The sequence below is a fragment of the Actibacterium sp. MT2.3-13A genome (genome assembly GCF_018139985.1).
Taxonomy (GTDB): Bacteria; Pseudomonadota; Alphaproteobacteria; order Rhodobacterales; family Rhodobacteraceae; genus JAGSOU01.
In genome coordinates this window covers 203,883-227,703 of record NZ_JAGSOU010000001.1, presented here as the reverse complement: position 1 = coordinate 227,703, position 23,821 = coordinate 203,883, and the positions used below count along the sequence as shown (strand labels likewise).

22 protein-coding genes and 1 pseudogene are annotated in these 23,821 nt (G+C 68.8%); 15 read left to right on the top strand and 8 right to left on the bottom strand.

Annotation, left to right across the window (positions count from 1 at the left end; genetic code table 11):
- The first annotated feature begins 1 nt into the window (after position 1).
- Positions 2-541: a nucleotide exchange factor GrpE gene (locus tag KCI33_RS01115; protein WP_212522898.1), complete on the top strand. Its 540-nt coding sequence runs from the start codon at positions 2-4 to the stop codon at positions 539-541.
- Positions 542-597: 56 nt separating this feature from the next.
- Here the strand turns inward: KCI33_RS01115 and mutS are convergent, their stop codons facing one another.
- Positions 598-3,249, bottom strand: a complete 2,652-nt coding sequence (gene mutS / locus KCI33_RS01110) for a DNA mismatch repair protein MutS (RefSeq protein ID WP_249138832.1) — start codon at positions 3,247-3,249, stop codon at positions 598-600.
- A gap of 130 nt (positions 3,250-3,379) precedes the next feature.
- Here mutS and KCI33_RS01105 point away from each other — a divergent pair, with 130 nt between their 5' ends.
- Both KCI33_RS01105 and KCI33_RS01100 read left to right on the top strand, forming a co-directional pair.
- Positions 3,380-5,638 carry an NADP-dependent malic enzyme gene (locus tag KCI33_RS01105; protein ID WP_212522897.1) on the top strand — a complete coding sequence of 753 codons (2,259 nt, stop codon included), beginning with the start codon at positions 3,380-3,382 and terminating at the stop codon, positions 5,636-5,638.
- Positions 5,638-6,500, top strand: a pseudogene (locus tag KCI33_RS01100) (ribokinase). Before KCI33_RS01105 ends, KCI33_RS01100 begins: the two are co-directional and overlap by 1 nt.
- Here KCI33_RS01100 and msrA read toward each other — a convergent pair.
- From msrA to KCI33_RS01085, 3 genes are all read right to left on the bottom strand, one after another.
- Positions 6,501-7,166, bottom strand: coding sequence for a peptide-methionine (S)-S-oxide reductase MsrA (gene msrA, locus KCI33_RS01095; protein WP_212522896.1), 666 nt, complete (start codon positions 7,164-7,166; stop codon positions 6,501-6,503).
- A 266-nt stretch (positions 7,167-7,432) separates the two neighbouring features.
- Complete coding sequence (locus KCI33_RS01090) at positions 7,433-8,656, bottom strand: argininosuccinate synthase (RefSeq protein WP_212522895.1); 1,224 nt, start codon at positions 8,654-8,656, stop codon at positions 7,433-7,435.
- A 127-nt stretch (positions 8,657-8,783) separates the two neighbouring features.
- The gene (locus KCI33_RS01085; RefSeq protein ID WP_212522894.1) at positions 8,784-9,746 is read right to left on the bottom strand and encodes a hypothetical protein; all 963 of its coding nucleotides are present in this window, start codon (positions 9,744-9,746) and stop codon (positions 8,784-8,786) included.
- 134 nt (positions 9,747-9,880) lie between these two features.
- Here KCI33_RS01085 and ilvA point away from each other — a divergent pair, with 134 nt between their 5' ends.
- Positions 9,881-11,128, top strand: coding sequence for a threonine ammonia-lyase IlvA (ilvA, locus tag KCI33_RS01080; RefSeq protein ID WP_212522893.1), 1,248 nt, complete (start codon positions 9,881-9,883; stop codon positions 11,126-11,128).
- Here the strand turns inward: ilvA and KCI33_RS01075 are convergent.
- Entirely contained in the window at positions 11,125-11,571 is a 447-nt protein-coding gene (locus KCI33_RS01075) for an NUDIX hydrolase (RefSeq protein WP_212522892.1), read from the bottom strand. The two genes, ilvA and KCI33_RS01075, sit on opposite strands and share 4 nt — an antisense overlap.
- A 76-nt stretch (positions 11,572-11,647) precedes the next feature.
- Here KCI33_RS01075 and KCI33_RS01070 point away from each other — a divergent pair, with 76 nt between their 5' ends.
- The 8 genes from KCI33_RS01070 (at position 11,648) to KCI33_RS01035 (ending at position 19,313) form a co-directional block, all read left to right on the top strand.
- Positions 11,648-12,649 (top strand): Hsp33 family molecular chaperone HslO, encoded by a 1,002-nt coding sequence (locus tag KCI33_RS01070; RefSeq protein ID WP_212522891.1) that lies wholly within the window; start codon positions 11,648-11,650, stop codon positions 12,647-12,649.
- The gene (locus KCI33_RS01065) at positions 12,636-13,238 is read left to right on the top strand and encodes a CoA pyrophosphatase (RefSeq protein WP_349252165.1); all 603 of its coding nucleotides are present in this window, start codon (positions 12,636-12,638) and stop codon (positions 13,236-13,238) included. Before KCI33_RS01070 ends, KCI33_RS01065 begins: the two co-directional genes overlap by 14 nt.
- Complete coding sequence (locus KCI33_RS01060; protein ID WP_212522890.1) at positions 13,238-14,386, top strand: CCA tRNA nucleotidyltransferase; 1,149 nt, start codon at positions 13,238-13,240, stop codon at positions 14,384-14,386. The genes KCI33_RS01065 and KCI33_RS01060 overlap by 1 nt, the downstream gene beginning before the upstream one ends.
- A 3-nt stretch (positions 14,387-14,389) precedes the next feature.
- Positions 14,390-14,983 carry a LysE family translocator gene (locus KCI33_RS01055; protein ID WP_212522889.1) on the top strand — a complete coding sequence of 198 codons (594 nt, stop codon included), beginning with the start codon at positions 14,390-14,392 and terminating at the stop codon, positions 14,981-14,983.
- Complete coding sequence (locus KCI33_RS01050) at positions 14,980-15,567, top strand: LysE family transporter (protein ID WP_212522888.1); 588 nt, start codon at positions 14,980-14,982, stop codon at positions 15,565-15,567. The genes KCI33_RS01055 and KCI33_RS01050 overlap by 4 nt, the downstream gene beginning before the upstream one ends.
- 106 nt (positions 15,568-15,673) lie before the next feature.
- Positions 15,674-17,506: an ABC transporter ATP-binding protein gene (locus KCI33_RS01045; RefSeq protein WP_212522887.1), complete on the top strand. Its 1,833-nt coding sequence runs from the start codon at positions 15,674-15,676 to the stop codon at positions 17,504-17,506.
- On the top strand, positions 17,503-18,708 hold the full coding sequence (locus KCI33_RS01040) for a class I SAM-dependent RNA methyltransferase (RefSeq protein ID WP_212522886.1): 1,206 nt from the start codon (positions 17,503-17,505) through the stop codon (positions 18,706-18,708). Before KCI33_RS01045 ends, KCI33_RS01040 begins: the two co-directional genes overlap by 4 nt.
- Positions 18,709-18,797: 89 nt before the next feature.
- Positions 18,798-19,313, top strand: a complete 516-nt coding sequence (locus KCI33_RS01035) for a L,D-transpeptidase family protein (RefSeq protein ID WP_212522885.1) — start codon at positions 18,798-18,800, stop codon at positions 19,311-19,313.
- Here the strand turns inward: KCI33_RS01035 and KCI33_RS01030 are convergent.
- On the bottom strand, positions 19,310-19,870 hold the full coding sequence (locus tag KCI33_RS01030; RefSeq protein WP_212522884.1) for a CAP domain-containing protein: 561 nt from the start codon (positions 19,868-19,870) through the stop codon (positions 19,310-19,312). The genes KCI33_RS01035 and KCI33_RS01030 overlap by 4 nt on opposite strands.
- Before the next feature lie 161 nt (positions 19,871-20,031).
- Between KCI33_RS01030 and KCI33_RS01025 the strand changes: the two genes are divergently transcribed.
- Positions 20,032-20,649 (top strand): L,D-transpeptidase, encoded by a 618-nt coding sequence (locus KCI33_RS01025; protein WP_212522883.1) that lies wholly within the window; start codon positions 20,032-20,034, stop codon positions 20,647-20,649.
- Positions 20,650-20,787: 138 nt separating this feature from the next.
- Positions 20,788-20,967, top strand: a complete 180-nt coding sequence (locus KCI33_RS01020) for a hypothetical protein (RefSeq protein WP_212522882.1) — start codon at positions 20,788-20,790, stop codon at positions 20,965-20,967.
- Positions 20,968-21,030: 63 nt separating this feature from the next.
- On the opposite strand, the gene hemH is transcribed toward KCI33_RS01020, so the two are convergent.
- Both hemH and KCI33_RS01010 read right to left on the bottom strand, forming a co-directional pair.
- A complete protein-coding gene (gene hemH / locus KCI33_RS01015) occupies positions 21,031-22,125 on the bottom strand; it encodes a ferrochelatase (RefSeq protein ID WP_212522881.1) in 1,095 nt (364 codons plus the stop codon).
- An 89-nt stretch (positions 22,126-22,214) separates the two neighbouring features.
- Positions 22,215-23,048 (bottom strand): methyltransferase domain-containing protein, encoded by an 834-nt coding sequence (locus KCI33_RS01010; RefSeq protein ID WP_212522880.1) that lies wholly within the window; start codon positions 23,046-23,048, stop codon positions 22,215-22,217.
- A 29-nt stretch (positions 23,049-23,077) separates the two neighbouring features.
- Here KCI33_RS01010 and KCI33_RS01005 point away from each other — a divergent pair, with 29 nt between their 5' ends.
- Positions 23,078-23,794 (top strand): double zinc ribbon domain-containing protein, encoded by a 717-nt coding sequence (locus KCI33_RS01005; RefSeq protein WP_212522879.1) that lies wholly within the window; start codon positions 23,078-23,080, stop codon positions 23,792-23,794.
- Positions 23,795-23,821 lie beyond the last annotated feature (27 nt).

Genomic DNA, 23,821 nt, shown 5'->3' with positions numbered 1-23,821 from the left:
AATGGCAGAACCGAAGAAGGAAGAGATGGGCGACACGTTGGACGCACTGGCCGAGGAGGGCGCCACCCTCGAGGCCGAGATCGAGGCGCTGCGCGCCGAGCGCGACGAGATGCGCGACCGGTTCATGCGGGCGCTGGCCGATGCCGAGAACATCCGCAAGCGCGGCGAACGCGACCGCCGCGAGGCCGAGCAATATGGCGGCTCCAAGCTCGCCCGCGACATGCTGCCGGTCTTCGACAACATGAAGCGCGCGCTCGAATCGATCTCAGAGGAACAGATCGCCGCCAACAAGGCGCTGATCGACGGCATCGAGCTGACCATGCGCGAACTGCTGAATGTCTTCGCCAAGCACGGGATCGAGCCGGTGGTGCCCGAGGTCGGCGACGCCTTCGATCCGCAGAAACACGAGGCGATGTTCGAGGCCCCGGTGCCCGGCACCAAGGCCGGCGACATCATCCAGGTGATGACCGAGGGGTTCATGCTGCACGATCGGCTGCTGCGCCCCGCGCAGGTCGGCGTGTCCTCGACCCCGGCGCGGTGATCGCGCGTTCCGCGCGACGCCTTCGGCGAGAGTATTTTTCCAAGAAAAAGAGGCGGTCAGTTCCGGGCCGCCTCTTTCAGTTCGTAGATCAGGTCCAGCGCCTGTCTCGGCGTCAGCTCGTCGGGGTGGACCGCGGCGAGCTTTTCGCTGAGCGCCGAGGGCGCCGCCGCCGGGGCGGGCGCGGCGGCGGGCACGGCGGAAAACAGCGGCAGATCGTCGATCAGCGCCTTCTGCGCGTTGCCGCCCTCGCGCTCGCCCTTTTCCAGCGCGTCCAGGACCACGCGGGCGCGCTCGACCACCGCGTGCGGCAGGCCGGCGAGCTTGGCCACCTGCACCCCGTAGGACCGATCGGCGGCGCCCTTGTGGACCTCGTGCAGGAAGATCACGTCGCCCTGCCATTCCTTCACCGCCACGGTGGCGTTTTCGACCCCCTTGAGCTGCCCGGCCAGGGCCGTCATCTCGTGGTAATGGGTGGCGAACAGCGCGCGGCAGCGGTTGACGTCGTGCAGATGCTCCAGCGTCGCCCAGGCGATCGACAGCCCGTCATAGGTCGCCGTGCCGCGCCCGATCTCGTCGAGGATCACCATCGCCCGGTCGTCGGCCTGGTTCAGGATGGCGGCGGTCTCCACCATCTCGACCATGAAGGTCGAGCGGCCGCGGGCGAGGTCGTCGGAGGCGCCGACCCGGCTGAATATCTGCGACACGAGTCCGATATGGGCGCGCCGGGCGGGCACGAAGGAGCCGGCCTGCGCCAGCAGCGCGATCAGCGCGTTCTGCCTGAGAAATGTCGATTTGCCCGACATGTTGGGGCCGGTCAGCAGCCAGATCGCGGCGCCGTCCTCGGCGCTGAGGTCGCAGTCGTTGGCGATGAAGGGGGCGCCGCCCTGGCGGCGCAGGGCCTGTTCGACAACCGGGTGGCGGCCGCCCTCCACATGAAACGCGCGGCTGTCGTCGACCTGCGGCTCTGCCCAGTCCTCGGCCCGGGCCAGATCGGCGAAACCGGCGGCGAGGTCGATCTCGGCCAACGCGCGCGCGGCCTGTCCGATCTCGGGGGCGCGCTCCAGAATGGCGGCTTTCAGGCCGTCATAGAGACGTTTTTCGATCTCCAGCGCGCGGTTGCCGGCGTTCAGGATGCGGGTCTCCATCTCGCTCAGTTCCACGGTGGTGAAGCGCACGGCGTTGGCCGTGGTCTGGCGGTGGATGAAACGCTCGGACAGGGGCGGCGACAGCATCTTGTCGGCATGCGTCGCGGTGGTTTCGATGAAATAGCCCAGCACGTTGTTGTGCTTGACCTTCAGCGAGGAGACGCCGGCTTCGCGGGCGTAATCGGCCTGCATCGCCGCGATCACGCCGCGCCCCTCGTCGCGCAGCTTGCGCGCCTCGTCGAGGTCGGCGTCATGGCCCGGCGCGATGAAGCCGCCGTCGCGCGGCAGAAGCGGCGGCTCGGCCACCAGGGCCGCGTCCAGCAGGTCGAGCAGTTCGTCATGGCCGTGCAGGGCACCGGCCGCGCCGGCGAGCAGGGCGGGCGGCGCGGCCGCGTCCAACACCGCGGCGATCGCGCCAGCCTGCGCCAGGCCGTTGCGGATCGCGGCCAGATCGCGCGGGCCGCCGCGGTCGAGCCCCAGCCGCGACAGCGCGCGGTCCATATCGGGCACCTTGCGCAGGGCGCTGCGCAGATCGCCGGCGAGGCGGGATTGGTCCACCATGAACCGCACCGCCTCAAGCCGGGCATGGATGGTGCCGAGGTCGCGGGCGGGGCTGGAGATGCGCCGCTCCAGCAGCCGCGCGCCGGCGGCAGTGACGGTGCGGTCGACAGAAGACAGCAGAGAGCCGTCGCGCCCGCCGGACAGGCTGGAGGTCAGTTCCAGGTTGCGCCGGGTCGCGGCGTCGATCTGCACCACGCCCGAGGCCGCCTCGCGCACCGGCGGGCGCAGCAGGGGCAGATTGCCCTTTTGCGTCAGGTCGAGGTAATCGACGATCGCGCCCATCGCCCCCAGCTCTGGCCGGGAGAAGCTGCCGAAAGCCTCAAGCGTGCCGGTCCTGAACAGGCTGCACAGCCGTTTTTCGGCCGAGCTGCTGTCGAAACTGCCGCGCGAGAGCGGGGTCATCGCGGCGCCGGATTCAGTCACCATTCCGGCCAGATCTGCCTCCTGCGTCTCCGATAGCAGCAGTTCGCGCGGGGCCAGACGCGCCAGTTCCGGCGACAGGCGCACGGGCGTCGTGGGCATCACCCGGAATTCGCCGGTGGAGATATCGACCCAGGCCAGCGCCGCCTCGTCGCGGACCTCGGTGTAGGCGGCGAGGAAATTGTGGCGCCGCGCCTCCAGCAGGCTTTCCTCGGTCAGCGTGCCGGGCGTCACCAGCCGCACCACGCCGCGTTTCACCACCGATTTCGATCCGCGCTTCTTGGCCTCGGCGGGGTCCTCCAGCTGCTCGCAGACCGCCACGCGGAAGCCCTTGCGGATCAGCGTCAGCAGGTAGCTTTCGGCGGCGTGCACGGGCACGCCGCACATCGCGATATCCTCGCCCAGATGCTTTCCGCGCTTGGTCAGGGCGATGTCCAGCGCCGCCGCCGCCGCCACGGCGTCGTCGAAGAACAGCTCGTAGAAATCGCCCATCCGGTAGAACAGCAGCGCGTCCTTGTGCGCGTCCTTGATCTCCAGATATTGCGCCATCATCGGCGTGACATTGCCGTCGCTCACGATCATCCCCCGGGTTGCAGCGTCTGGACCTTACAAACCGCGCGATTCCAGCGAAAGCCGGTTTTCCATCTTTTGTTGAGGCCGCCCGTCCGGGACGCTATGACGCATGGGTCGGAACGGAGGAGACCGCACAAAGATGTCCAACAAGAGCAAATACACCCCCGAAGAGGCGCTGGCCTATCACCTGGAGCCGCACCCGGGAAAATTCGACATCACGCCATCGGTTCCGATGACGACCCAGCGCGACCTGTCGCTGGCCTACAGCCCGGGCGTGGCCGTGCCGGTGCAGGCCATCGCCGACGCGCCGGAAACCGCCTATGACTACACCAACAAGGGCAACCTGGTGGCCGTGGTTTCGAACGGCACGGCGATCCTGGGCATGGGCAATCTCGGCGCGCTGGCCTCGAAGCCGGTGATGGAAGGCAAGGCGGTGCTGTTCAAGCGCTTCGCCGACGTCAACGCCATCGACATCGAGCTCGACACCGAGGACCCGGAAGAGATCATCAAGGCGGTCCGGCTGATGGGGCCGACCTTCGGCGGCATCAACCTTGAGGATATCAAGGCGCCGGAATGTTTCATCATCGAGCAGCGCCTCAAGGAAGAGATGGACATCCCCGTCTTCCACGACGACCAGCATGGCACCGCCGTGATCTGCGCCGCGGGCCTGATCAACGCGCTGCATCTGTCTGGCAAGAAGATCGAGGACTGCCGCATCGTGCTGAACGGTGCGGGTGCCGCGGGCATTGCCAGCATCGAGTTGCTGAAGGCGATGGGCGCCCGGCATGACAATTGCATCGTCTGCGACACCAAGGGCGTGATCTACCAGGGCCGCACCGAGGGAATGAACCAGTGGAAATCGGCCCACGCCGCGAATACCAGCCTGCGCACGCTCGAAGAGGCGATGGAGGGGGCCGACGTGTTCCTCGGCGTCTCCGCCAAGGGTGCGGTGACGCCCGAGATGGTCGCCTCGATGGCCGACAACCCCGTGATTTTCGCCATGGCCAACCCCGACCCGGAGATCACCCCGGAAGAGGCCCACGCCGTGCGCGCCGACGCGATCGTCGCCACCGGGCGCAGCGACTATCCCAACCAGGTCAACAACGTCCTCGGCTTTCCCTATCTCTTCCGCGGCGCGCTGGATATCCATGCCCGCGCCATCAATGACGAGATGAAGATCGCCTGCGCCGAGGCGCTGGCCGAGCTTGCACGCGAGGATGTGCCCGACGAGGTGGCCATGGCCTATGGCCAGAAGCTCAGCTTCGGCCGCGACTACATCATCCCCACGCCCTTCGACCCGCGGCTGATCTACCGGATCCCGCCGGCGGTGGCGCGCGCGGGCATGGATACCGGCGTCGCCCGCCGCCCGATCGTGGATATGGACCGTTATGTGCAGGACCTGCAGGCGCGGATGGACCCCACCGCATCGGTGCTCAGCTCGATCTCGGCGCGGGCCAAGGCGGCGCAGGCGCGCATGATCTTTGCCGAGGGCGACGACGTGCGCGTGCTGCGCGCCGCGGTCAGCTATCAGCGCGCGGGCTACGGCAAGGCACTGGTCGTGGGCCGCGAGGCGGATGTGAAGGAAAAGCTGGCATCGGTGGGCCTCGGCGATGCCTACCGCGAGTTGGAGGTGGTGAACGCCGCCAATACCCGCCACCTCGATACCTATCGCGATTTCCTCTACAAGCGGCTTCAGCGCAAGGGCTTCGACATGCAGGACGCGCATCGCCTGTCGGCGCGCGACCGCCATGTCTTCGCCTCGCTGATGCTGGCGCATGGCCACGGCGACGGCATGATCACCGGCGCCACGCGCAAGTCGGCGCAGGTGCTGGAACTGATCAACCACGTCTTCGACGCCTCGGCGGCGGATGGCGCGGTCGGCGTGACCGCGCTGCTGCACAAGGGGCGGATCGTGCTGATCGCCGACACCCTGGTGCATGAATGGCCCGACGAGGAGGATCTCGCCAATATCGCCGAGCGCGCCGCCGGCGTCGCCCGCAGCCTCGGGCTGGAGCCGCGCGTGGCCTTCGTCAGCTTCTCCACCTTCGGCTACCCGGTCAGCGAGCGCGCGATCAAGATGCATCTCGCCCCCCAGGTTCTGGACCGCCGCGGCGTCGATTTCGAATATGAGGGCGAGATGACCGTGGACGTGGCGCTGAACATGGAGGCGATGGCGAAATACCCGTTCTCGCGGTTGTCGGGCCCGGCCAACGTGCTGGTGGTGCCGGCGCGACACTCGGCCTCGATCTCGGTCAAGCTGATGCAGGAGATGGCGGGCGCCACGGTGATCGGCCCGATCCTGTCGGGCGTGAACAAGCCGATCCAGATCTGCTCCACCGGCTCGACCGTGAACGACATCACCAACATGGCGCTGCTGGCGGCCTGCAAGGTGGGCTGATGACGGTCTTCTCCTTCGGTTCGGTCAATGTGGATCACGTCTATTCCGTGCCGCATCTGCCCGCGCCGGGGGAGACGCTGGCCGCCCAGGCGCTGAGCACCATGCTGGGCGGCAAGGGCGCCAACCAGTCGGTCGCCGCCGCGCTGGCCGGGGCGGAGGTGCGCCATATCGGGGCGGTGGGGGCCGACGGGCGCTGGGCGGTAGCAGAACTCGCCTCTTACGGGGTGGACGTGACCCATGTGGCCGAGGTGGACCACCCCACGGGCCATGCCATCATTTCGGTCGATGCGGCGGGCGAGAACGCCATTCTTCTGTTCGCCGGGGCGAATTGGGTCCAGTCGGAGGCCGCGATCGCTCGCGCGCTTCGGGCCGCCGGCCCCGGCGACAGCCTGCTTCTGCAGAACGAAACCTCGCACCAGGCCGAGGCTGCGAAGATCGCGCGGGGACGGGGGTGCGCGTGGTCTATTCCGCTGCGCCCTTCTCGGTCGAGGCGGTGCGGGCGGTGCTGCCGCATCTGTCGCTGCTGGCGGTCAACGCCGTGGAGGCCGCGCAGCTGCGCGCCGCGCTGGGCGCGGTGACGGGGCCGGACCTGATCGTGACCCACGGCGCCGGGGGCGCCGAATGGATCGCGGATTGCGGTGAAACAGTGACTGTTCCGGCCTTTCCCGTCACCCCCGCGGACACCACCGGGGCCGGCGATTGCTTCGTCGGTTCGCTGGTGGCCGCACTCGACCGCGGCGCGGGGCGGCAGGAGGCGCTGCGCTATGCCGCCGCGGCCGCCGCGATCCAGGTCACGCGGCCGGGCACCGCGCAGGCCATGCCCGCGCGCGACGAGGTTCTGGCCTTCCTCGCCGGGGCCTGATCAGGACCCGGAAAAGGCGGCCGCATCGCCCCAGAGCGCGCGCACCCGCGCATCGCGTCCGCAGGCCTTGCGGTAACGCTTGTAGGCCTCGGCCTTGGTCTTGACGCCGAAGCGGGTGAGGATGCGCTCGTCGCTCCGGTAGTAATCCTGGTGATACTCCTCGGCGTTGTAGAAGGGCCCGGCGGGCAGGATCGGGGTGACGACCTTGCGCCCCAGCGCCTGCTCGGCCTCGGCCACGGCCGCCTCGGCTGCGGCCTTTTCAGCCGGATCAGAGACGAAAATCGCGGTGCGGTAGCTGTCGCCCCGGTCGCAGAACTGCCCGCCGGCATCGGTCACGTCGACCGAACGCAGGAACAGGCGCATCAGCTGCGCGTAGCTGATCCGGTCGGGGTCATAGGAGATTTCCACCGCCTCGTAATGGCCGGTGCCGCCGCGCACCACCTGCTTGTAGGTCGGGTTTTTCACCGTGCCGCCGGTGAAGCCCGACACCACCCCGGCCACGCCCTCGACCTTTTCGAAATCGGCCTCGACGCACCAGAAACAGCCGCCTGCGACCACGGCCTTTTCCAGCGTGGCGGCGCCGGCGGCCGTGCAATGGGTGACATAGGCCACGAGGATCGCGAGCAGAAGTGCGAGGGATTTGAAATCTTGCAGGGCGCGGGACATGGCGGGGCTCCGTTTTCGGGACGCCTACAGCCTAGGCCCGTCCGCGCCGTGCGCGGAAGTTACAAGCCCGTGATGTCACGAAGGCCTGAAGCCGGTGAAACATTCCCCTTCGGTAAAGGGGAGGGGGAAGGGGCTTTGCCCCTCTGCGCCTGCGGCGCATTCACCCCAGGATATTTGCGGCCAGAAGAAAGGGGGCCGGGTGCGCGAGGGGGACAGAACGAAAAACGCCCCCGCGCGGGGGGCGTTTGGCGATGTTCGGGGGCGGCTCAGCCGACGCGGCGGTTGCGCATGGCGATGAGGCGCAGGCGCAGGGCGTTGAGCTTGATGAAGCCCGCCGCGTCCTTCTGGTCGTAGGCGCCGGCGTCGTCTTCGAAGGTGACGTGTTCCTCGGAATAGAGGCTGTGCTCGGACCAGCGGCCGACGGTGCGGGCGAGGCCCTTGTAGAGCTTCAGCCGGACGGTGCCGGTGACATGTTCCTGCGACTTGTCGATGGCGGCCTGCAGCATCTCGCGCTCAGGGGAGAACCAGAAGCCGTTGTAGATCAGCTCGGCGTATTGCGGCATGAGCTGGTCCTTCAGGTGGGCCGCGCCGCGGTCGAGCGTGATCTGTTCGATGCCGCGATGGGCCTCAAGCAGGATGGTGCCGCCCGGGGTCTCGTAGATGCCGCGCGACTTCATTCCGACGAAGCGGCCCTCGACCAGGTCGAGCCGGCCGATGCCGTGCTTGCCGCCGAGTTCGTTCAGCCGGGTCAGCAGGGCGGCGGGGCTGAGCGCCTCGCCGTTGACGGAGACGGCGTCGCCCTTCTCGAAGCCGATCTCGACGAATTCGGGCTCGTTGGGGGCGTCCTCGGGGTTCACGGTGCGCTGGTAGACGTAATCGGGCGCGTCCTGCGCCGGGTTTTCCAGCACCTTGCCCTCCGACGAGGTGTGCAGAAGGTTCGCATCGACCGAGAACGGCGCCTCGCCGCGCTTGTCCTTGGCGATCGGGATCTGGTTCTTTTCGGCGAAGTCCAGCAGCCGGGTGCGCGAGGTCAGGTCCCATTCGCGCCAGGGGGCGATGACCTTGATGTCGGGGTTCAGCGCGTAAGCCGCCAGTTCGAAGCGGACCTGGTCGTTACCCTTGCCGGTGGCGCCGTGGGCGACGGCATCGGCGCCGGTTTCGGCGGCGATCTCGATCAGGCGCTTGGAGATCAGCGGGCGCGCGATCGAGGTGCCCAGCAGGTAGAGCCCCTCATACTGGGCATTGGCGCGGAACATCGGGAAGACGAAGTCGCGCACGAATTCCTCGCGCAGGTCCTCGATGAAGATGTTCGCGGGGTCGATCCCCAGCATCTCGGCCTTTTGGCGGGCGGGCTCCAGCTCCTCCCCCTGGCCGAGATCGGCGGTGAAGGTCACCACCTCGCAGCCATATTCGGTTTGCAGCCATTTCAGGATGATCGACGTGTCGAGACCACCGGAATAGGCCAGGACGACTTTCTTAGGGGCAGACATGCGATTAGCCTCGAGATCAGAGTTGGTTTCCCGGGCGTTTATTGGTTTTTTGGGGGACGGGCAAGAGGAAGCCCCGGCGCGGGGCAGCCGGGGCGCGGCCCGAAGGACGCCCCGGCCGGCGATCCGGTCAGTTGGTGGCCGTGGTGCCGGTTTCGCCGGATCCGGCGTCGGCCGTGTCGGCCCCGGCGTCGGCGTCCGGCGCCTCGAGCCCCAGGAGGCGGTGCAGTTCGGCCAGCGCCTCGGGGGAGAGCGTGCGGCCGTTGGCGGCGGCGGTCAGGGCATCCTGTTGGATCTGCGGAGCCTCCGCGATCGCGGTCTCGAGATCGGAAATCTCGGTCTCATAGCCGGCGATGTCGGATTCCAGCGCGGCGACATCGGCCTCATGCGCCTCGGCCTCGGCCAGTTCGGCCTCAAGCGCATCGACCGCGTCCTGGTCCACGGTCTGCGCGGCGAGGGCCGCGTCCAGCTCTTGCTGGATGTCCGCCGCGCTGCGTCCGCTGTATTCGGATTGCAGCGTTGCCAGTGCGTCCCGGGCGTCGGCAAGGTTCTGGTCCGCGAGTTCGAGATCCTGGCGGGCCGTTTCCTCGGCGAGGATGGCGTCGCGGTAGGCCGCGATCCGCCCAACCTGGCTGTCTGGGCTGGCATTGGCCAGGGCCTGGGGGCTGGCGTGGGCCGCGTTCAGACCTTTCAGTTCCGAGGCCAGCGCGCCGCGACCGGCCCCGGGCCGCGCCGGGGGCGTGGGCGAGGTTTCGACGGCGCTGCGCGATGCCGTGCGCACGGGCTGAGCCGGTTTGGATCCGTTCGCCGCGCCGGGGAAAATGCGTTCGAGCAGCCCGCCGCCCGTGTTGGTCGCGCCCGTCCCGCGGCCGCCGGCATTTCCGCGGGCGGTGTCGTCCTTGCCCCGGTCGCTCCTGCCGCCGTTGCCGCGGTCGCTGCGGTCGCCGCCTCGGTCCCCGCCGTTTCCGCCGCCGTTGCCCTCTTTGGCGAAGGCGGCGTCTGCGGTCAGGATCAGGCTGCCCGTGGCGACCGGGCCGAGGGTCAGCGCGACAAGGATCGTTGCGCCGGCGATTGTCTTGAGGGGGTGTTTCATGGGTATTCCAAACCTGTCCTTGTGGGTTTTCCGCTGTCTCGGAAAAGAATGTGGCTGAAACGGGGCGATCTTGGGGCGGGCGTCGCGACGAATAGCCCCTTGTCTCGATCCGTCATTCGCGACAGGAACATAGAATGAGTGATTTTTCCGAAAAAGCACGGCGTGCCGAAATGGCGATGCGCGGCTTGTTTCCGCCGACGCCCCTGCAACGCAACGATCATCTTTCGGCGCGCTTCGGCGCCGAGATCTGGCTGAAGCGCGAGGATCTGAGCCCGGTGCGCTCCTACAAGATCAGGGGGGCGTTCAACGCCATGCGAAAGGTGCTGGCCGAAAGGCCGGATCAGAAGGTCTTCGTCTGCGCCAGCGCCGGCAATCACGCGCAGGGCGTGGCCTTTGTCTGTCGGCATTTCGGGGTGCGCGGGGTGATCTTCATGCCGGTGACCACGCCGCAGCAGAAGATCGACAAGACCCGCACCTTCGGCGGCGAGAATGTCGAGATCCGGCTGACCGGAGACTATTTCGACGACACGCTGGCCTCGGCGCAAGCCTATTGCGCCGAAGTGGGCGCGCATTTCCTGGCGCCCTTCGACGACCCGGACGTGATCGAAGGGCAGGCCTCGGTTGCGGTCGAGATGCTGGAGGAGCTGGGCCACGCCCCCGATCTGGTGATCGTGCCGGTGGGCGGCGGCGGGCTGTCGGCGGGGATGCGCGGCTATCTGGCCGAGGCCGCGCCGCAGACCGCGCTGAAATTCGTGGAGCCGGCCGGCGGTGCCTCGCTCACCGCGGCGGTGGCGGTGGGGGAGCCGGTGACGCTGAAGAAGGTGGACACCTTCGTCGATGGCGCGGCGGTGGCGCGGATCGGCGCGCGCACCTTTGCCGCGCTGAAGGGGATCGCGCCCGAAGACGTGCTGCTGGCCCCCGAGGACCGGATCTGCGTCACCATCCTGGAGATGCTGAACGTCGAGGGCATCGTGCTGGAGCCCGCGGGCGCGCTGGCGGTCGATGTGCTGCCGGTGCTGGCCGACGAGATCCGGGGCAAGACCGTGGTCTGCGTGACCTCGGGCGGGAATTTCGATTTCGAGCGCCTGCCGGAGGTCAAGGAACGCGCGCTGCGGTACAGGGGGGTGAAGAAATACTTCATCCTGCGCCTGCCGCAGCGCCCCGGCGCGCTGCGCGATTTCCTTGAGATGCTGGGGCCGGAGGACGACATCGCCCGCTTCGAATACCTCAAGAAATCGGCGCGGAACTTCGGCTCGGTCCTGATCGGGATCGAGACCCGGCAAGCGGCGAATTTCGAGACGCTGCTGGCCAAGCTCGATGCCGCCGGCTTCGTCTACAAGGACATCACCGAGGACGAGCTGCTGGCGCAGTTCGTGATCTAGCGCACCCAGCCCAGCTGGCGTTGCACGAAATGCCGGTCGCCGGAATTCCCCAAGCGATGCGCCGCCTCCTCGGCCGTCATCCACAGGGCGCTGTGGCCCGGCTCGCTCGGTGCGCCCAGCGGGCGGACGGGGCGGGCGAGGTAGATATGGCACAGCTTTTCCGCCCAGATGTCGTATTCGGGCATGTAGGTGAAGCGGCGGAAGGCGCCCAGCCGGCGCAGCGGCGCGATGCGCCAGCCGGTTTCCTCGAACACCTCGCGGTGCAGCGCGGCCAGCGGCGACTCGCCGGGGTCGATGCCGCCGCCGGGCAGCTGGATCTCGGGGAGGGGCTCGGCCTGGTGGGTGAGCAGCAGCGATCCGCCCCGCGCGATCATCGCATAGGCCCCGGGCCGCAGCACATATCGCCGCCCCGCCTGCGCCGCTTCGCCAAATCTCCTGATCATGCCCGTCCCCTTGGTGTGCCGGTTGCCCCGCCTATATAGTCGCGGTATGCCAACGCGTAACGCGTAAAGGAACCCCATGACACTCGGATCACGAATTGCCTGGGACGACACCGTCCTGCCCTTCCAGCTTGACCGCAGCGACATCCGCGGCCGGGTCGCCCGGCTGGATGGCGTGCTGGACGAGGTGCTGGCCCAGCACGACTACCCCGCCCCGATCGAGGCATTGGTGGCCGAGGCGGCGCTGCTGACGGCGCTGATCGGCCAGACCATCAAGCTGCGCTGGAAACTGTCGCTGCAGATCCGCGGCGACGGCCCGGCGCGTCTGATCGCCACCGATTACTACGCCCCCGTCGAGGACGGCGCGCCCGCGCGCATCCGCGCCTATGCCAGCTTCGACCGCGAACGTCTTGAGGCGGGCGCCGACCCGTTCAGCCAGATCGGCAAGGGCTATTTCGCCATCCTGATCGACCAAGGCAAGGGCATGGTGCCCTACCAGGGGATCACGCCGATCGCCGGCGGCTCTCTCGCCGCCTGCGCCGAGGGCTATTTCGCCCAGTCCGAGCAATTGCCGACGCGGTTCGCGCTGAGTTTCGGACGCTCGATCCTGCCGGGGCAGGGGGAACGCTGGCGCGGCGGTGGCGTGATGCTGCAGCAGATGCCCGAGGCCTCGCCCTTCGCGGCGCAGGGCGGCGGCTCGGGCGAGGGCGGGCTGTTGCGGGCCGAGGATATCCTGGACGGTGACGAGGCCGAGAACTGGACCCGCGCCAACACCCTGCTCGACACCGTCGAGGAGCTGGAGCTGGTCGGCCCGCAGGTGCAGCCGACCGAGCTGCTGCTGCGCCTGTTCCACGAGGAGATCCCGCGGGTCTTCGATGCGCAGTCGGTGAAATTCGGATGCACCTGCTCCGAGGACCGCGTGCGCCAGAGCCTGTCGATCTACTCGGCCAAGGACATCGCCCATATGACCACCGATGAGGGGATCGTGACCGCCGACTGCCAGTTCTGCGGCGCGCATTACGAACTCGACCCGAAAACCGTCGGCTTCGAGGCCGAGGAGGCGCCGGGTGACGGGGAGTGATCCCATCGCCCTGCTGCGGCGCGCGCTGTCCGAAACCGGCGGCGCGTCCTCGGATTACGACCTCAATCCCGGCACGATGCTGCCGGAGGGGCGCGTCCTGACCCCGGCGGCGGTGCTGGTCGCGGTGCAGAGCACACCGCAGGGCGGTGCGCTGATCCTGACCAAGCGCTCATCGCGGCTGAAGCATCACCCCGGCCAGATCGCCTTTCCGGGAGGCAAGCAGGACGCGGGCGATGACGGCCCCATCGGCGCCGCGCTGCGCGAGGCGCGCGAGGAGATCGGCCTGCCGGAAGCCCATGTCGAGATCCTCGGCACCCTGCCGGCGCATGAGACGGTGACCGGCTTCACCGTCACGCCGGTTCTCGCCCATGTCACCGCGCCCTTCACCCCCGTGCCGGAGGCGGGCGAGGTGGACGAGGTGTTCACCGTGCCCTTCGAACATGTCACCGATCCGGCGCAATTCATCGTTCAGTGGCGCTATTGGCGGCGGCAGCGGCGCTATTACTACACCGTTCCCTACGGCCCCTATTACATCTGGGGCGCGACCGCGCGCATCCTGCGCGGGCTGGCCGGAAGGATCGCCGCCTGATGCGCCTGACCGAGCCCTGGATAACCGCCCCCGAGACGCAGGCCGTCTGCGCCGCGCTGACCGCGGCGGGGTATCAGGCGCTGTTCGTGGGTGGCTGCGTGCGCAACGCGCTGCTGGGTGCCGAGGTCAACGATATCGACATCTCGACCGACGCGCGGCCGGAGCGCGTGATCGAACTGGCCGAGGCGGCGGGGCTGAAACCCGTGCCCACCGGCATCGAGCATGGCACGGTCACCGTGGTCTCGGGCCATGTCCCGCATGAGGTCACCACCTTCCGCCGCGACGTGGAGACCTTCGGCCGCCATGCCGTGGTCGCCTATGCCGACAGCGCCGAGGAAGACGCGCATCGGCGCGACTTCACCATGAACGCGCTTTACGCCACGCCCGGGGGCGAGATCGTCGATCCGCTGGGCGGGCTTGCCGACCTGAGGGCGCGGCGGGTGCGGTTCATCGACGATGCGGAGGAGCGGATCAAGGAAGACTACCTGCGCATCCTGCGCTTCTTTCGGTTCCATGCCTGGTATGGCGACCCCGAGGGCGGGCTCGACCCCGATGGGCTGGCCGCCTGCGCGGCGTTTTCCGCCGGGTTAGAGACGCTTTCGAAGGAACGCATCGGGGCCGAGCTGAAAAAACTGCTCTCCGCGCCCGACCCCGCGCCGGCGGTGGCGGCGATGGCGCAGGCGGGCGTTCTGGCCCATGTCCTGCCCGGCGCCGACGCCCGCGCCCTGCCGGTGCTGGTGCATCTGGAGCGCGACGAGGGCGTCGCGCCCGACGGCATACGGCGGCTGGCGCTGCTGGGCGGCGAGGATCCGGCGGGCCATCTGCGCCTGAGCCGTGCCGAGGCGCGCCGGGTCGCCACCCTGCGCGACGGGCTGGGCGGCGGCGAAGGTCCTGCCGCGCTGGGCTACCTCCTGGGCGAAGAGGCGGCGCGCGACCTGCTGCTGCTGCGCGCGGCCCTGTTCGAGACGCCGCTGCCGCAGGGCTGGCGCGTGCAGATCGCCCATGGCGCGGCGCAGGTCTTTCCGCTGCGCGCCGCCGACCTGATGCCGGGGCTCGAGGGCCCGGCGCTGGGCGCGCGGATGAAGGAACTGGAGGCGCGCTGGGTCGCCTCGGGCTTCGCGCTCACCAAATCGCAACTGCTGGGGTAGGCGATGGCGCTGGACAGCCTTCTGACGCTTTTCATCCTGGCCGTCACCACGGCCTTCACGCCCGGTCCGAACAACGTGCTGGTGGCCAATTCCGGCGCGCATTTCGGTCTGCGCCGCAGCGTGCCGCATATCCTGGGCATCGGGCTGGGCTTTCCGCTGATGATCTTCATCGTCGGTTTCTTCCTCGCCGGGGTCTTCCGGCAGAGCGAGCTGCTGCGCGAGACGCTGCGCTGGGGCGGGGCGCTGATCCTGCTGTGGGTGGCGTGGAAAGTGGCGGTTTCGGGCGGATTAGGCTCTGTTTCCGGCCGGCCGCGCCCGTTCACCTTCGTCGAGGCGGCGGCCTTCCAGTGGATCAACCCCAAGGCCTGGACCATGGCCGTGGCGATCACCTCGCAATTCGTCAGCGGCGCGGCGCCGCTGGTCTCGGCGCTGACCGTGGCGGGGATGTTCATCTGTGTCGGCCTGACCTCGGCCTCGAGCTGGGCCATCGCCGGGGCCGCGATCACCCGGTGGCTGACGACCGAGGGCCGGATGCGCTGGTTCAACCGCGCGATGGGCGCGCTGATCGCGGGCTGCGTGGTGCTGCTCGTTCTATGAACCTTCTCGACCCGCTTTACGCCTTTGTGCTTGCCGGGCTGTTCTCGCCCGGGCCGAACGTGATCCTCCTGACGGCCTCGGGCGCGCGGTTCGGGTTCCGGCGCACGCTGCCGCATGTGGCGGGGGTGGCGATCGGGGTCGGGGTGATCGCGGCGGTGACGGGCGTGGGGATCGGGGCGCTCTTGCTGGCGCAGCCGGGGCTGACGCTGCTGCTGAAGGGGCTGGCGGCAGGCTGGATCCTGTGGATGGCGTGGAAGCTGGCCACCTCGGCGCGCGCGCCCGAGGCCGCGGCGCGGGCGCGGCCCTTCACCCTGATCGAGGCGGCGCTGTTCCAATGGGTCAACCCCAAGGTCTGGGCGATCGCGCTGGCCGCGGCCTCGGGCTACGCCGCGGGGCTGCCGCCCTGGGGCGAGGCGGCGCGGCTGGCCGGCGCGTTTTCCGGGATCAACCTCTTCGTCTGCCTGTTCTGGAGCTTCGCCGGATCGCTGCTGAGCTATCTGCTGCAGCATCCGCGGGCGTGGTCCATGTTCATGCTGGGGATGGCGGGCGCGCTGGCGCTGTCGGCGGGGATGGTTTTCCTGTGAGCTGATCGCGGCTATATCCCGGGGGTAGCCCCCGTGAAAGCCGCGCCATGCATCGCCTCCTGGAATTTCCCGCACGTTCTCGCGCCCCGCGCCCAGCGGTGGCGGCATGAGGCCGGGCGACTGGATCGACGCCTTCCGCCCCGCGGACGGACCGCCGCCGCGCCGGCTAGGCGCGTTCTTCGGCTGGTGCCTGTCGGGGGCCTGGCCGATGCTGGGGCTGGCCGCCGCCACCTCGGCGCTGGGGGGCAGCGCCGAGGTGCTGACCGCGCTGCTGCTGGGCGCGGTGATCGACACCGCGCTGGCGGCGGGCCCGCAGCAGCTGTTCAGCCAGCACTGGCCGCTTCTGCTGGGCTTCGCCGCGTTCTTCCTGATCGCGCGGCCGATCCTGTTCGGGCTGAGCGCCGCGGCCAACGCGCTGGTGGTGCAGCCCAATGTCATGCCGCTGGTGCTGTCGCGGCTGCATCGCTGGACGATGGGGCAGGCGGTGACCTTTTTCGACGACGATTTCGCGGGCCGCATCGCGCAAAAGCAGATGCAGACCGCCCGCGCGGTGACCGAGGTGACCGCAGAGACGATCAACGTCGTGGCCTTTGCGCTGGCCTCGCTGGTCGGCTCGGCGCTGCTCCTGACCGCGATCGACGGGCGCATGGCGCTGGCCCTCGTGGTCTGGCTGGCGGGGTATATGGCGCTGATCCGCTGGTTCCTGCCGCGGGTGCGCCTGCGCGCGGCGCGGCGGGCCGGGGCGCGGGCGATGGTCTCGGGGCAGGTGGTGGACACGATCACCAACATCAAGACGGTCAAGCTGTTCGCGCATGCCGCGCATGAAGACCGCGCCGCGCTGGGCGCGATGGAGGGGTTCCGCCAGACCGCGCTGTCCTTCGGCGCACTGGCCTCGGCCTTCCGCCTGGCGCTGATGGCGATGGCGGGGATCCTGCCCGTGGTTCTGATCGGCGGCACGCTGTGGCTGTGGAGCCTCGGCCAGGCGAGCGCCGGCGACATCGCCGCCGCCGGCTCCATCGCGATCCGCATCGCGCAGATGACCGGCTGGGTCAGCTTCGCGCTGATGGGGCTCTATGCCAGCGTCGGCGAGGTCGAGGACGGAATGCGCACCCTCAGCGTGCCCCACGCCCTGCCCGACAGCCCCGGCGCGGCGGATCTGTCGCGCGGGGCGGGGGAGATCGTTTTCGACGGCGTCAGCTTCGCCTATGGCCGCCGCACGGGCGGGATCGAGGGGATCACCCTGACCGTGAAACCGGGCGAGAAACTGGGGATCGTCGGTGCTTCGGGGGCAGGGAAATCGACCCTCGTGGCGCTGCTCCTGCGTCTGTATGACAGCGAAAAGGGCCGGATTCTGGTCGACGGGCAGGATGTGCGCGACGTGACGCAGGAAAGCCTGCGCCGGCAGATCGCCATGGTCACGCAGGAAACCGCGATGTTCAACCGCTCGGCCCGCGACAACATCCTCTATGGCCGCCCCGGTGCCAGCGAGGCGGAGATCGTCGAGGCCGCGAAACGGGCCGAGGCGCATGAGTTCATCCTCGGCCTGCGCGACCACATGGGCCGGACCGGCTATGACGCGTATCTGGGCGAGCGCGGGGTCAAGCTGTCGGGCGGACAGCGCCAGCGCATCGCGCTGGCCCGCGCCTTTCTCAAGGACGCGCCGATCCTGGTCCTGGACGAGGCGACCTCGGCGCTGGATTCGGAGGTCGAGGCCGCGATCCAGGCGGCGCTGCACCGGGTGATGGAGGGCAAGACGGTGCTGGCCATCGCGCATCGCCTGTCGACGCTGTCGGAGATGGACCGGATCGTGGTGCTGGACAGCGGACGGATCGTTGAACAGGGCACCCATGACGCGTTACTGGAGCGCGACGGCCTTTATGCGCGCTACTGGCGGCGGCAGTCGGGCGGGTTTCTCAAGGCGGACGAGGCGGCGGAATGAAGGTGACGATCGAACGGCTGGGCCACCGGGGCGACGGCGTGGGGCCGGGGCCGGTCTATGTGCCGCTGACCCTGCCGGGCGAAGAGGTGGAGATCGACGAGGCGAGCGGCGCGGTGCGGATCGCGACGCCTTCGGCCGATCGCGTCCGCCCGCCCTGTCCGCATTTCAAAAGCTGCGGCGGCTGCGCGCTGCAGCACGCCTCGGACGCATTCGTCGCCGACTGGAAGGTGGCCGTGGTGCGCGCCGCGCTGGCCGCGCAGGGGCTGGAGGCGGAAATGCGCCCCATCGCCACCTCGCCCGCGCGCTCGCGCCGCCGCGCCACGCTGGCGGGCAAGCGCACCAAGAAGGGCGTGATCGTGGGGTCCCACGCGCGGGCCTCGGACACGGTGGTGCCGGTGCCGGAGTGCCGGCTGCTGCACCCGGGCCTGATGGCCTGCCTGCCCGCGCTGGAGGAGATCACCTCGCTGGGTGCCAGCCGCAAGGGCGCGCTGGACCTTGCCCTGACGCTGTCGGAGGCGGGGGTGGACGTGGCCGTGACCGGGGCCAAGCCGATGGATGCGGCGCTGTTCGCCGCGCTCGGCGCGCTGGCGGGGGCGCATGACCTGGCCCGGCTGAGCTGGAACGGCGAGCTGCTGGCCGAGCGCCGCGCGCCGGTGCAGCGGATGGGCCGGGCGCTGGTCAGCCCGCCGCCCGGCGCCTTCCTTCAGGCCACGGCCGAGGGCGAGGGGGCGCTGGTCGGCGCGGTGCGCGAGGCCGCGGGCGGGGCGAAACGCATGGCCGACCTCTTCGCCGGCTGCGGCACCTTCGCCCTGCCGTTGGCCGAGCAGGCGGAGATCCACGCGGTGGAGGGCGAGGCCGCGCTGCTGGCCGCACTCGACCAGGGATGGCGCCGGGCCGAGGGGCTGCGGCGCGTCACCACCGAGACCCGCGATCTGTTCCGCCGCCCGCTGATGCCCGACGAGCTGTCGCGCTACGACGCGCTGGTCATCGACCCGCCGCGCGCCGGGGCCGAGGCGCAGGTGGCGCAGATCGCGGCCTCGAATGTGCCGGTGGTGGCGATGGTTTCGTGCAACCCGGTGACCTTCGCCCGCGACGCGCGGGCGCTGGTGCAGGCGGGCTTCGCGCTGGACTGGGTTCAGGTCGTCGATCAGTTCCGCTGGTCGCCCCATGTGGAGCTTGCCGCGCGGTTTGGCCGCCCTTAACCATGTTAGCCGATGTCTGGCGTCGCCCGGGGCGCTGTGATAAAATTGTTATTCAGAAAAAGAATATGGACAGTGTAGGCAGGTTCACCATGTTGAGCAGACGTGGGGCCATCCTGGGCGGGGCAGCCCTGTTGACGGCCGGTTGCGCGGGCAGCCAGCAATCCTCGAATTACGTCAGTACCAGCAGCTATCGCGGGCCGCAGGTGACGCAGGTCATCGTCGCCAAGAAACGGCGCCGGATCTATCTGATGAGCGGTCGGCAGGTGCTGCGCCAATACCCGATCGGGCTGGGCTTCGCGCCGGAGGGCGACAAGAAGGTCCTGGGCGACGGCAAGACGCCCGAGGGGCGCTATTACATCGACCGGCGCAACCCCGAGAGCCAGTTCTACCTGTCGCTGGGGATCTCCTATCCCAATGCGCGCGACATGGCGGAGGCGCGCAGGCTGGGCGAGGATCCCGGCGGCGATATCTTCATCCACGGCGAGTCGCCGGGCCGGATGGACGGGCGCGACTGGACGGCGGGCTGCATCTCGGTGTCGAACCCGGACATGGAGGCGATCTACGCCATGGTCCAGGACGGAACCGTGATCGACATCCTGCCCTAGAAGCCGGTTTCGGCTGCGGCGATGGTGGGATCGGGGTCGCGGCCCGGGCCGCCGGTGACCATGGTCCACCAGATCTTGCCGTTCGGCTCCTGGAAGAAGGCGAAGCCCATGTCGGTGGCGCCGGCGGCGAGGATCACGTCGCGGGTGTCCTTCAGTTCCATCCAGGCGGCGAGGGTTTCCAGCTCGGTCTCGAAGGTCTCCGAAATGTTTTCGCCCAGCATGATGCCCTGGTAGCCTGCGCGGCGCACCCGGTCGAGCGGCGAGGAGCCGTCCGAGCCGAAATGCCAGGGACGGTTCTGCAGCGACATGTCGCGCGAATGCGTGGCCGCGGCGGCGTTCAGCTCGGCATTCAGTTGCAGCGCGCCAACACCGTTGGCGCGGCGCAGGGCGTTGACCGCATCCAGCATGCGGTATTGCACCTGCGTCTCGGAATTCGGTTTCAGGTGGTAGACTTGCGGCAGCGGCTTGCCATCCGCGCCGACCGTCGGCTCGGTGGTCATGCAGCCGGCCAGACCCAGCGGAAGCGCGGCGACGAGAAGCAGAACGAGACGCATCATGAAAACAGATCCCCGGAGTTGCCGGGTCTCATTACCGCGCGGCGCGTTGCATTTCAAACGCCAGGGGGCGAAATCCGCTCAATCAAGCGTGATTGAATTGCGACTGCGGCCCCGCGGTCATAATATCGACGCGAAAAGACAGGCTTTGAGCGGAGATCGACATGACATCTGGGCCTTTTGCATCCCCGAACCGTCGCCGTTTTCTGGCCGGGAGCGCCGCCGCCGCGCTGGGCGGGCTGGCGACGCCCGCGCTGGCGCAGAGCGGATCGAAGGACACTTTCGCGCCCGAGTTCGAGCCCGACATCGACCCGGTGGTGCGGCGCAACATCTCGTCCTTCCGGTCGCTGCAGTGGCAACCCTATTTCGCCTCGCTGGAGGGCGGCGCGATCCTGGTCGACACGACCTCGCGGGCGCTGCACTACTGGTCCGAGGACGAGACCGTCTACAAGCTGTTCCCGACCTCGGTGCCGCTGTCCGAGGATCTGACCCGGCGCGGCCGCACCGAGATCGTGCGCAAGGTCGAGGGGCCGGAATGGCGTCCGACCCCCTCGATGAAGGAGCGCAACCCCGAATGGCCCGATTACGTCGGCCCCGGCCCCGACAACCCGCTGGGCACCCATGCGCTCTATCTGAGCTGGACCTATTACCGGATCCACGGCACCCACGACACGCGCAAGATCGGGCGCCGGTCGTCGAATGGCTGCATCGGACTCTACAACGAGCACATCGCGGAGTTGTTCGGCCTGACCAGTGTCGGCACGCAGGTGTTGCTGATCTGATCCTCTGACGGACATGTGATGTTCGTCGCTGCAAAGTTGTTGCCAAGAGCGATTTTTACGGCGTAAGGATTCTCTGCACAACGAAACTCGGGTGTCGTCCGGTGTACGCGCGTCGCCCATCCGCTGCTGGAGATCAAAATGAAAAAAGTCGCACTCGCCGCCGCCCTGACGCTGGCTGCCACCACCGCATTCGCCGGCGGCATGGCCGAGCCGGTCATGGAGCCCGAAGTCATCGTCGAGGATTCCGCGTCCTCGAACGGCGGCATCCTGGTTCCGCTGCTGTTCGTCGTGATGGTTGCAGCCGTTGCCGCCAACTAAGGCGCGGCAGGCATGAGTTCCTGAAAAGGCGGTGGGTCTCCCACCGCCTTTTTTCTTGGCCGGTCAGCCGATCCAGCCCTTCAGGTTGTTGCGGATCACGTCGCTGAGCACGGCGACATGCGACGCCTCGTCATTGAGGCAGGGGATGTAGGTGAACTGCTCGCCGCCGGCATGTTCGAAGCTTTCGCGGATCTCCTCGTTGATCTCCTCCAGCGTCTCGATGCAATCGGCCGAGAAGGCCGGCGCGATCACCGCGATGCGTTTCTTGCCCTCCTCGCGGGCCAGCCGCGCGACCTCCTCCACGGTGTAGGGGCGCAGCCATTCCTCGGGGCCGAAGACCGACTGGAAGGTGGTGGCGATCTGGCTGTCGTCCCAGCCCAGCCGCTCCTTCAGCAGGCGCGTCGTCTTCTGGCACTGGCAGTGATAAGGATCGCCCTGCATCAGGTAGCGCTGCGGCATGCCGTGATAGGAGACGACCAGCAGCTCGGGCTTTTCCTCCGCCGCCGCGTAGGCGCGCTCGACCGAGCCGGCCAGCGCGTCGATATAGGCGGGTTCGTCGAAATAGGGGGCGACGGTGCGCGCGGCGGGCTGCCAGGGCTGCTCCATCAGGGCGCGGAAGAACTGGTCGTTCGCGGTGGCCGAGGTGGCGCCGGCATAGTGCGGGTAGAGCGGGAAGAACAAGATCTTCTGGCAGCCCTTGTCGATCATCTCCTGCACCTTGGATTTGGTCGAGGGGTTGCCGTAGCGCATGCAGAAATCGACCACGACCCGGTCGCCAAAGCTCTGCTGCATCTCGGCGGCGATGGCGGCGGTCTGGTCCTTGGTGATGGTCATCAGCGGGCTTTCGCCCTTGTCCTCGTTCCAGATCGACTTGTAGGCGGCGCCCGAGCTGAAGGGGCGCTTGGTCAGGATGATCAGCTGCAACAGCGGCTGCCATTTCCACGACGGGTAGTCGATCACCCGCTTGTCCGACAGGAATTCGCCGAGGTAACGCCGCATCGACCAGTAGTCGTAATTGTCCGGCGTGCCGAGATTGGCGATCAGCACGCCGATCCTGGCGGGCGGGATCTTCGGGTGGTCCTTGGGGGCGTGCGCCGGGCAGACGGCCCCGGGCTGTTCGGAAAAGCCGAAGGTCCGGCCGTGTTTGTCATCCAGCATGTTTCGTTCCGTTCTTGTCCTGGGGCGTTCCGGTGATGTCCTGGGCAGGTCGGGCTTGCCCCCAGGACATAGACGGTTTTGCCAATGGGTCAATCGCGGCGCGGGCGCGCCGGGTCGGGCAGGGGGGCCTCGTCGGTGTTCAGCGCGTCGGCCAGCCGCGCGGCGGCCGATCCGGGGCGCAGCGGTTTGGGCTGGCTGTCATCCGGCGCCCAGCCGGTCAGCACGATCATCTCGAAGGTCGCGGGGATGCGCCCGTCGGGCGTGCCGTAGGTTTCGGCGTAGACGCGGGCGGCCTCGGCGAACAGGGCGCGCGGGGCGAAGCGGCGGTGGCGGCCGGCCAGCGCGTTGCCCTCGCCCATCGCGCGCAACTCGTGCATCAGATGCAGCGCGGTCTCGTAGGTCGCGGTCAGGGGCGCGGCATCGGCCACCGGCAGGGCGAAGCCCGCCCGTTGCAGCAGCGCGCCGAGATCGCGGATCTCGCCCATCGGCGCGACGCGCGGCGAGAGCCCCCCGGCAAGGCGCGTTTCCGCCTCGGCCAGCGACGCGCGCAGCTCATGCAGGGTCCGCCCGCCGAACAGGACCGCCAGGAACAGCCCGTCGGGCCTCAAGGCCCGGCGGCATTGCACCAGTTGCCCCACCGGATCGTTCGCCCAGTGCAGGCAGAGGGCGTGGATCACCAGGTCATGCGTGCCTTGCTCCAGATCCAGAACCTCGTCGTCATCGACGATTTTCGCGCCCGGCCAGGCCCAGATTTCGGGGAAGCCGGTCACCACCGCAGGCGCCGTAAAGGTTCTGTTAACCAGTTCCAGTCTTTCCTGAACCTCGTCGCGCGCGGCGTGTTGCAGGAACATCGCGTCGCCGCGGCTGCGGGCGCGGTTGCGGGTCAGGGCGGTGCGGTCGGTCAGGCGCGGCGGCTGGGTCATGGCCGGCTATGTAGAAGGCTCGGAAGCGAATGCAAAGGGCGTTGCGCCTTGTCTTTCCGCCGCAATGCGTGTCCTGCGGCGATCTGGTCGAGAGCGATTTCGCGCTCTGCGGCCCGTGCTGGCGCGACACATGGTTCATTTCGGGGCTGGTCTGCGACCTCTGCGGCGCGCCCCTGCCGGGGGAGGAGGCCGAGGGCGTCGTCCATTGCGACGACTGCCTCGCCCGGCCCCGGCCCTGGGCGCGGGGGCGCGCGGCGCTGGTCTATCGTGACAACGCCCGGCGCCTGACGCTGGCGCTGAAACATGGCGACCGGACCGACCTGGCGCGCCCGGCCGCGGGCTGGATGCTGCGGGCGGCCCGGCCGATCCTCGCCCCCGACCTGCTGGTCGCGCCGATGCCGCTGCACCGCTGGCGGCTGCTGAGACGGCGCTACAACCAGGCCGCGCTGCTGGCCGAGGGCGTGGCGCGGGGCGCGGGGCTGGAGCATTGCCCCGATCTGCTGATCCGCCCCCGCGCCACGCCCGCACAGGAGGGGATGAGCGCCGAGGCACGCTTTGCCAACATGGCGGGCCGGATCGCCGCCCACCCCCGGCGGGTGGCGCGGATGAAAGGGCGGCCGGTGCTGCTGGTCGATGACGTGATGACCTCGGGCGCCAGTTTCACCGCCGCCGCCGCGGCCTGCCTTGCCGCAGGCGCAAGGGAGGTTTTCACCCTGGCACTGGCGCGCGCGGTTAAGGATGCCTAGATTGGCGGCAACTGAATAGGAACCGTC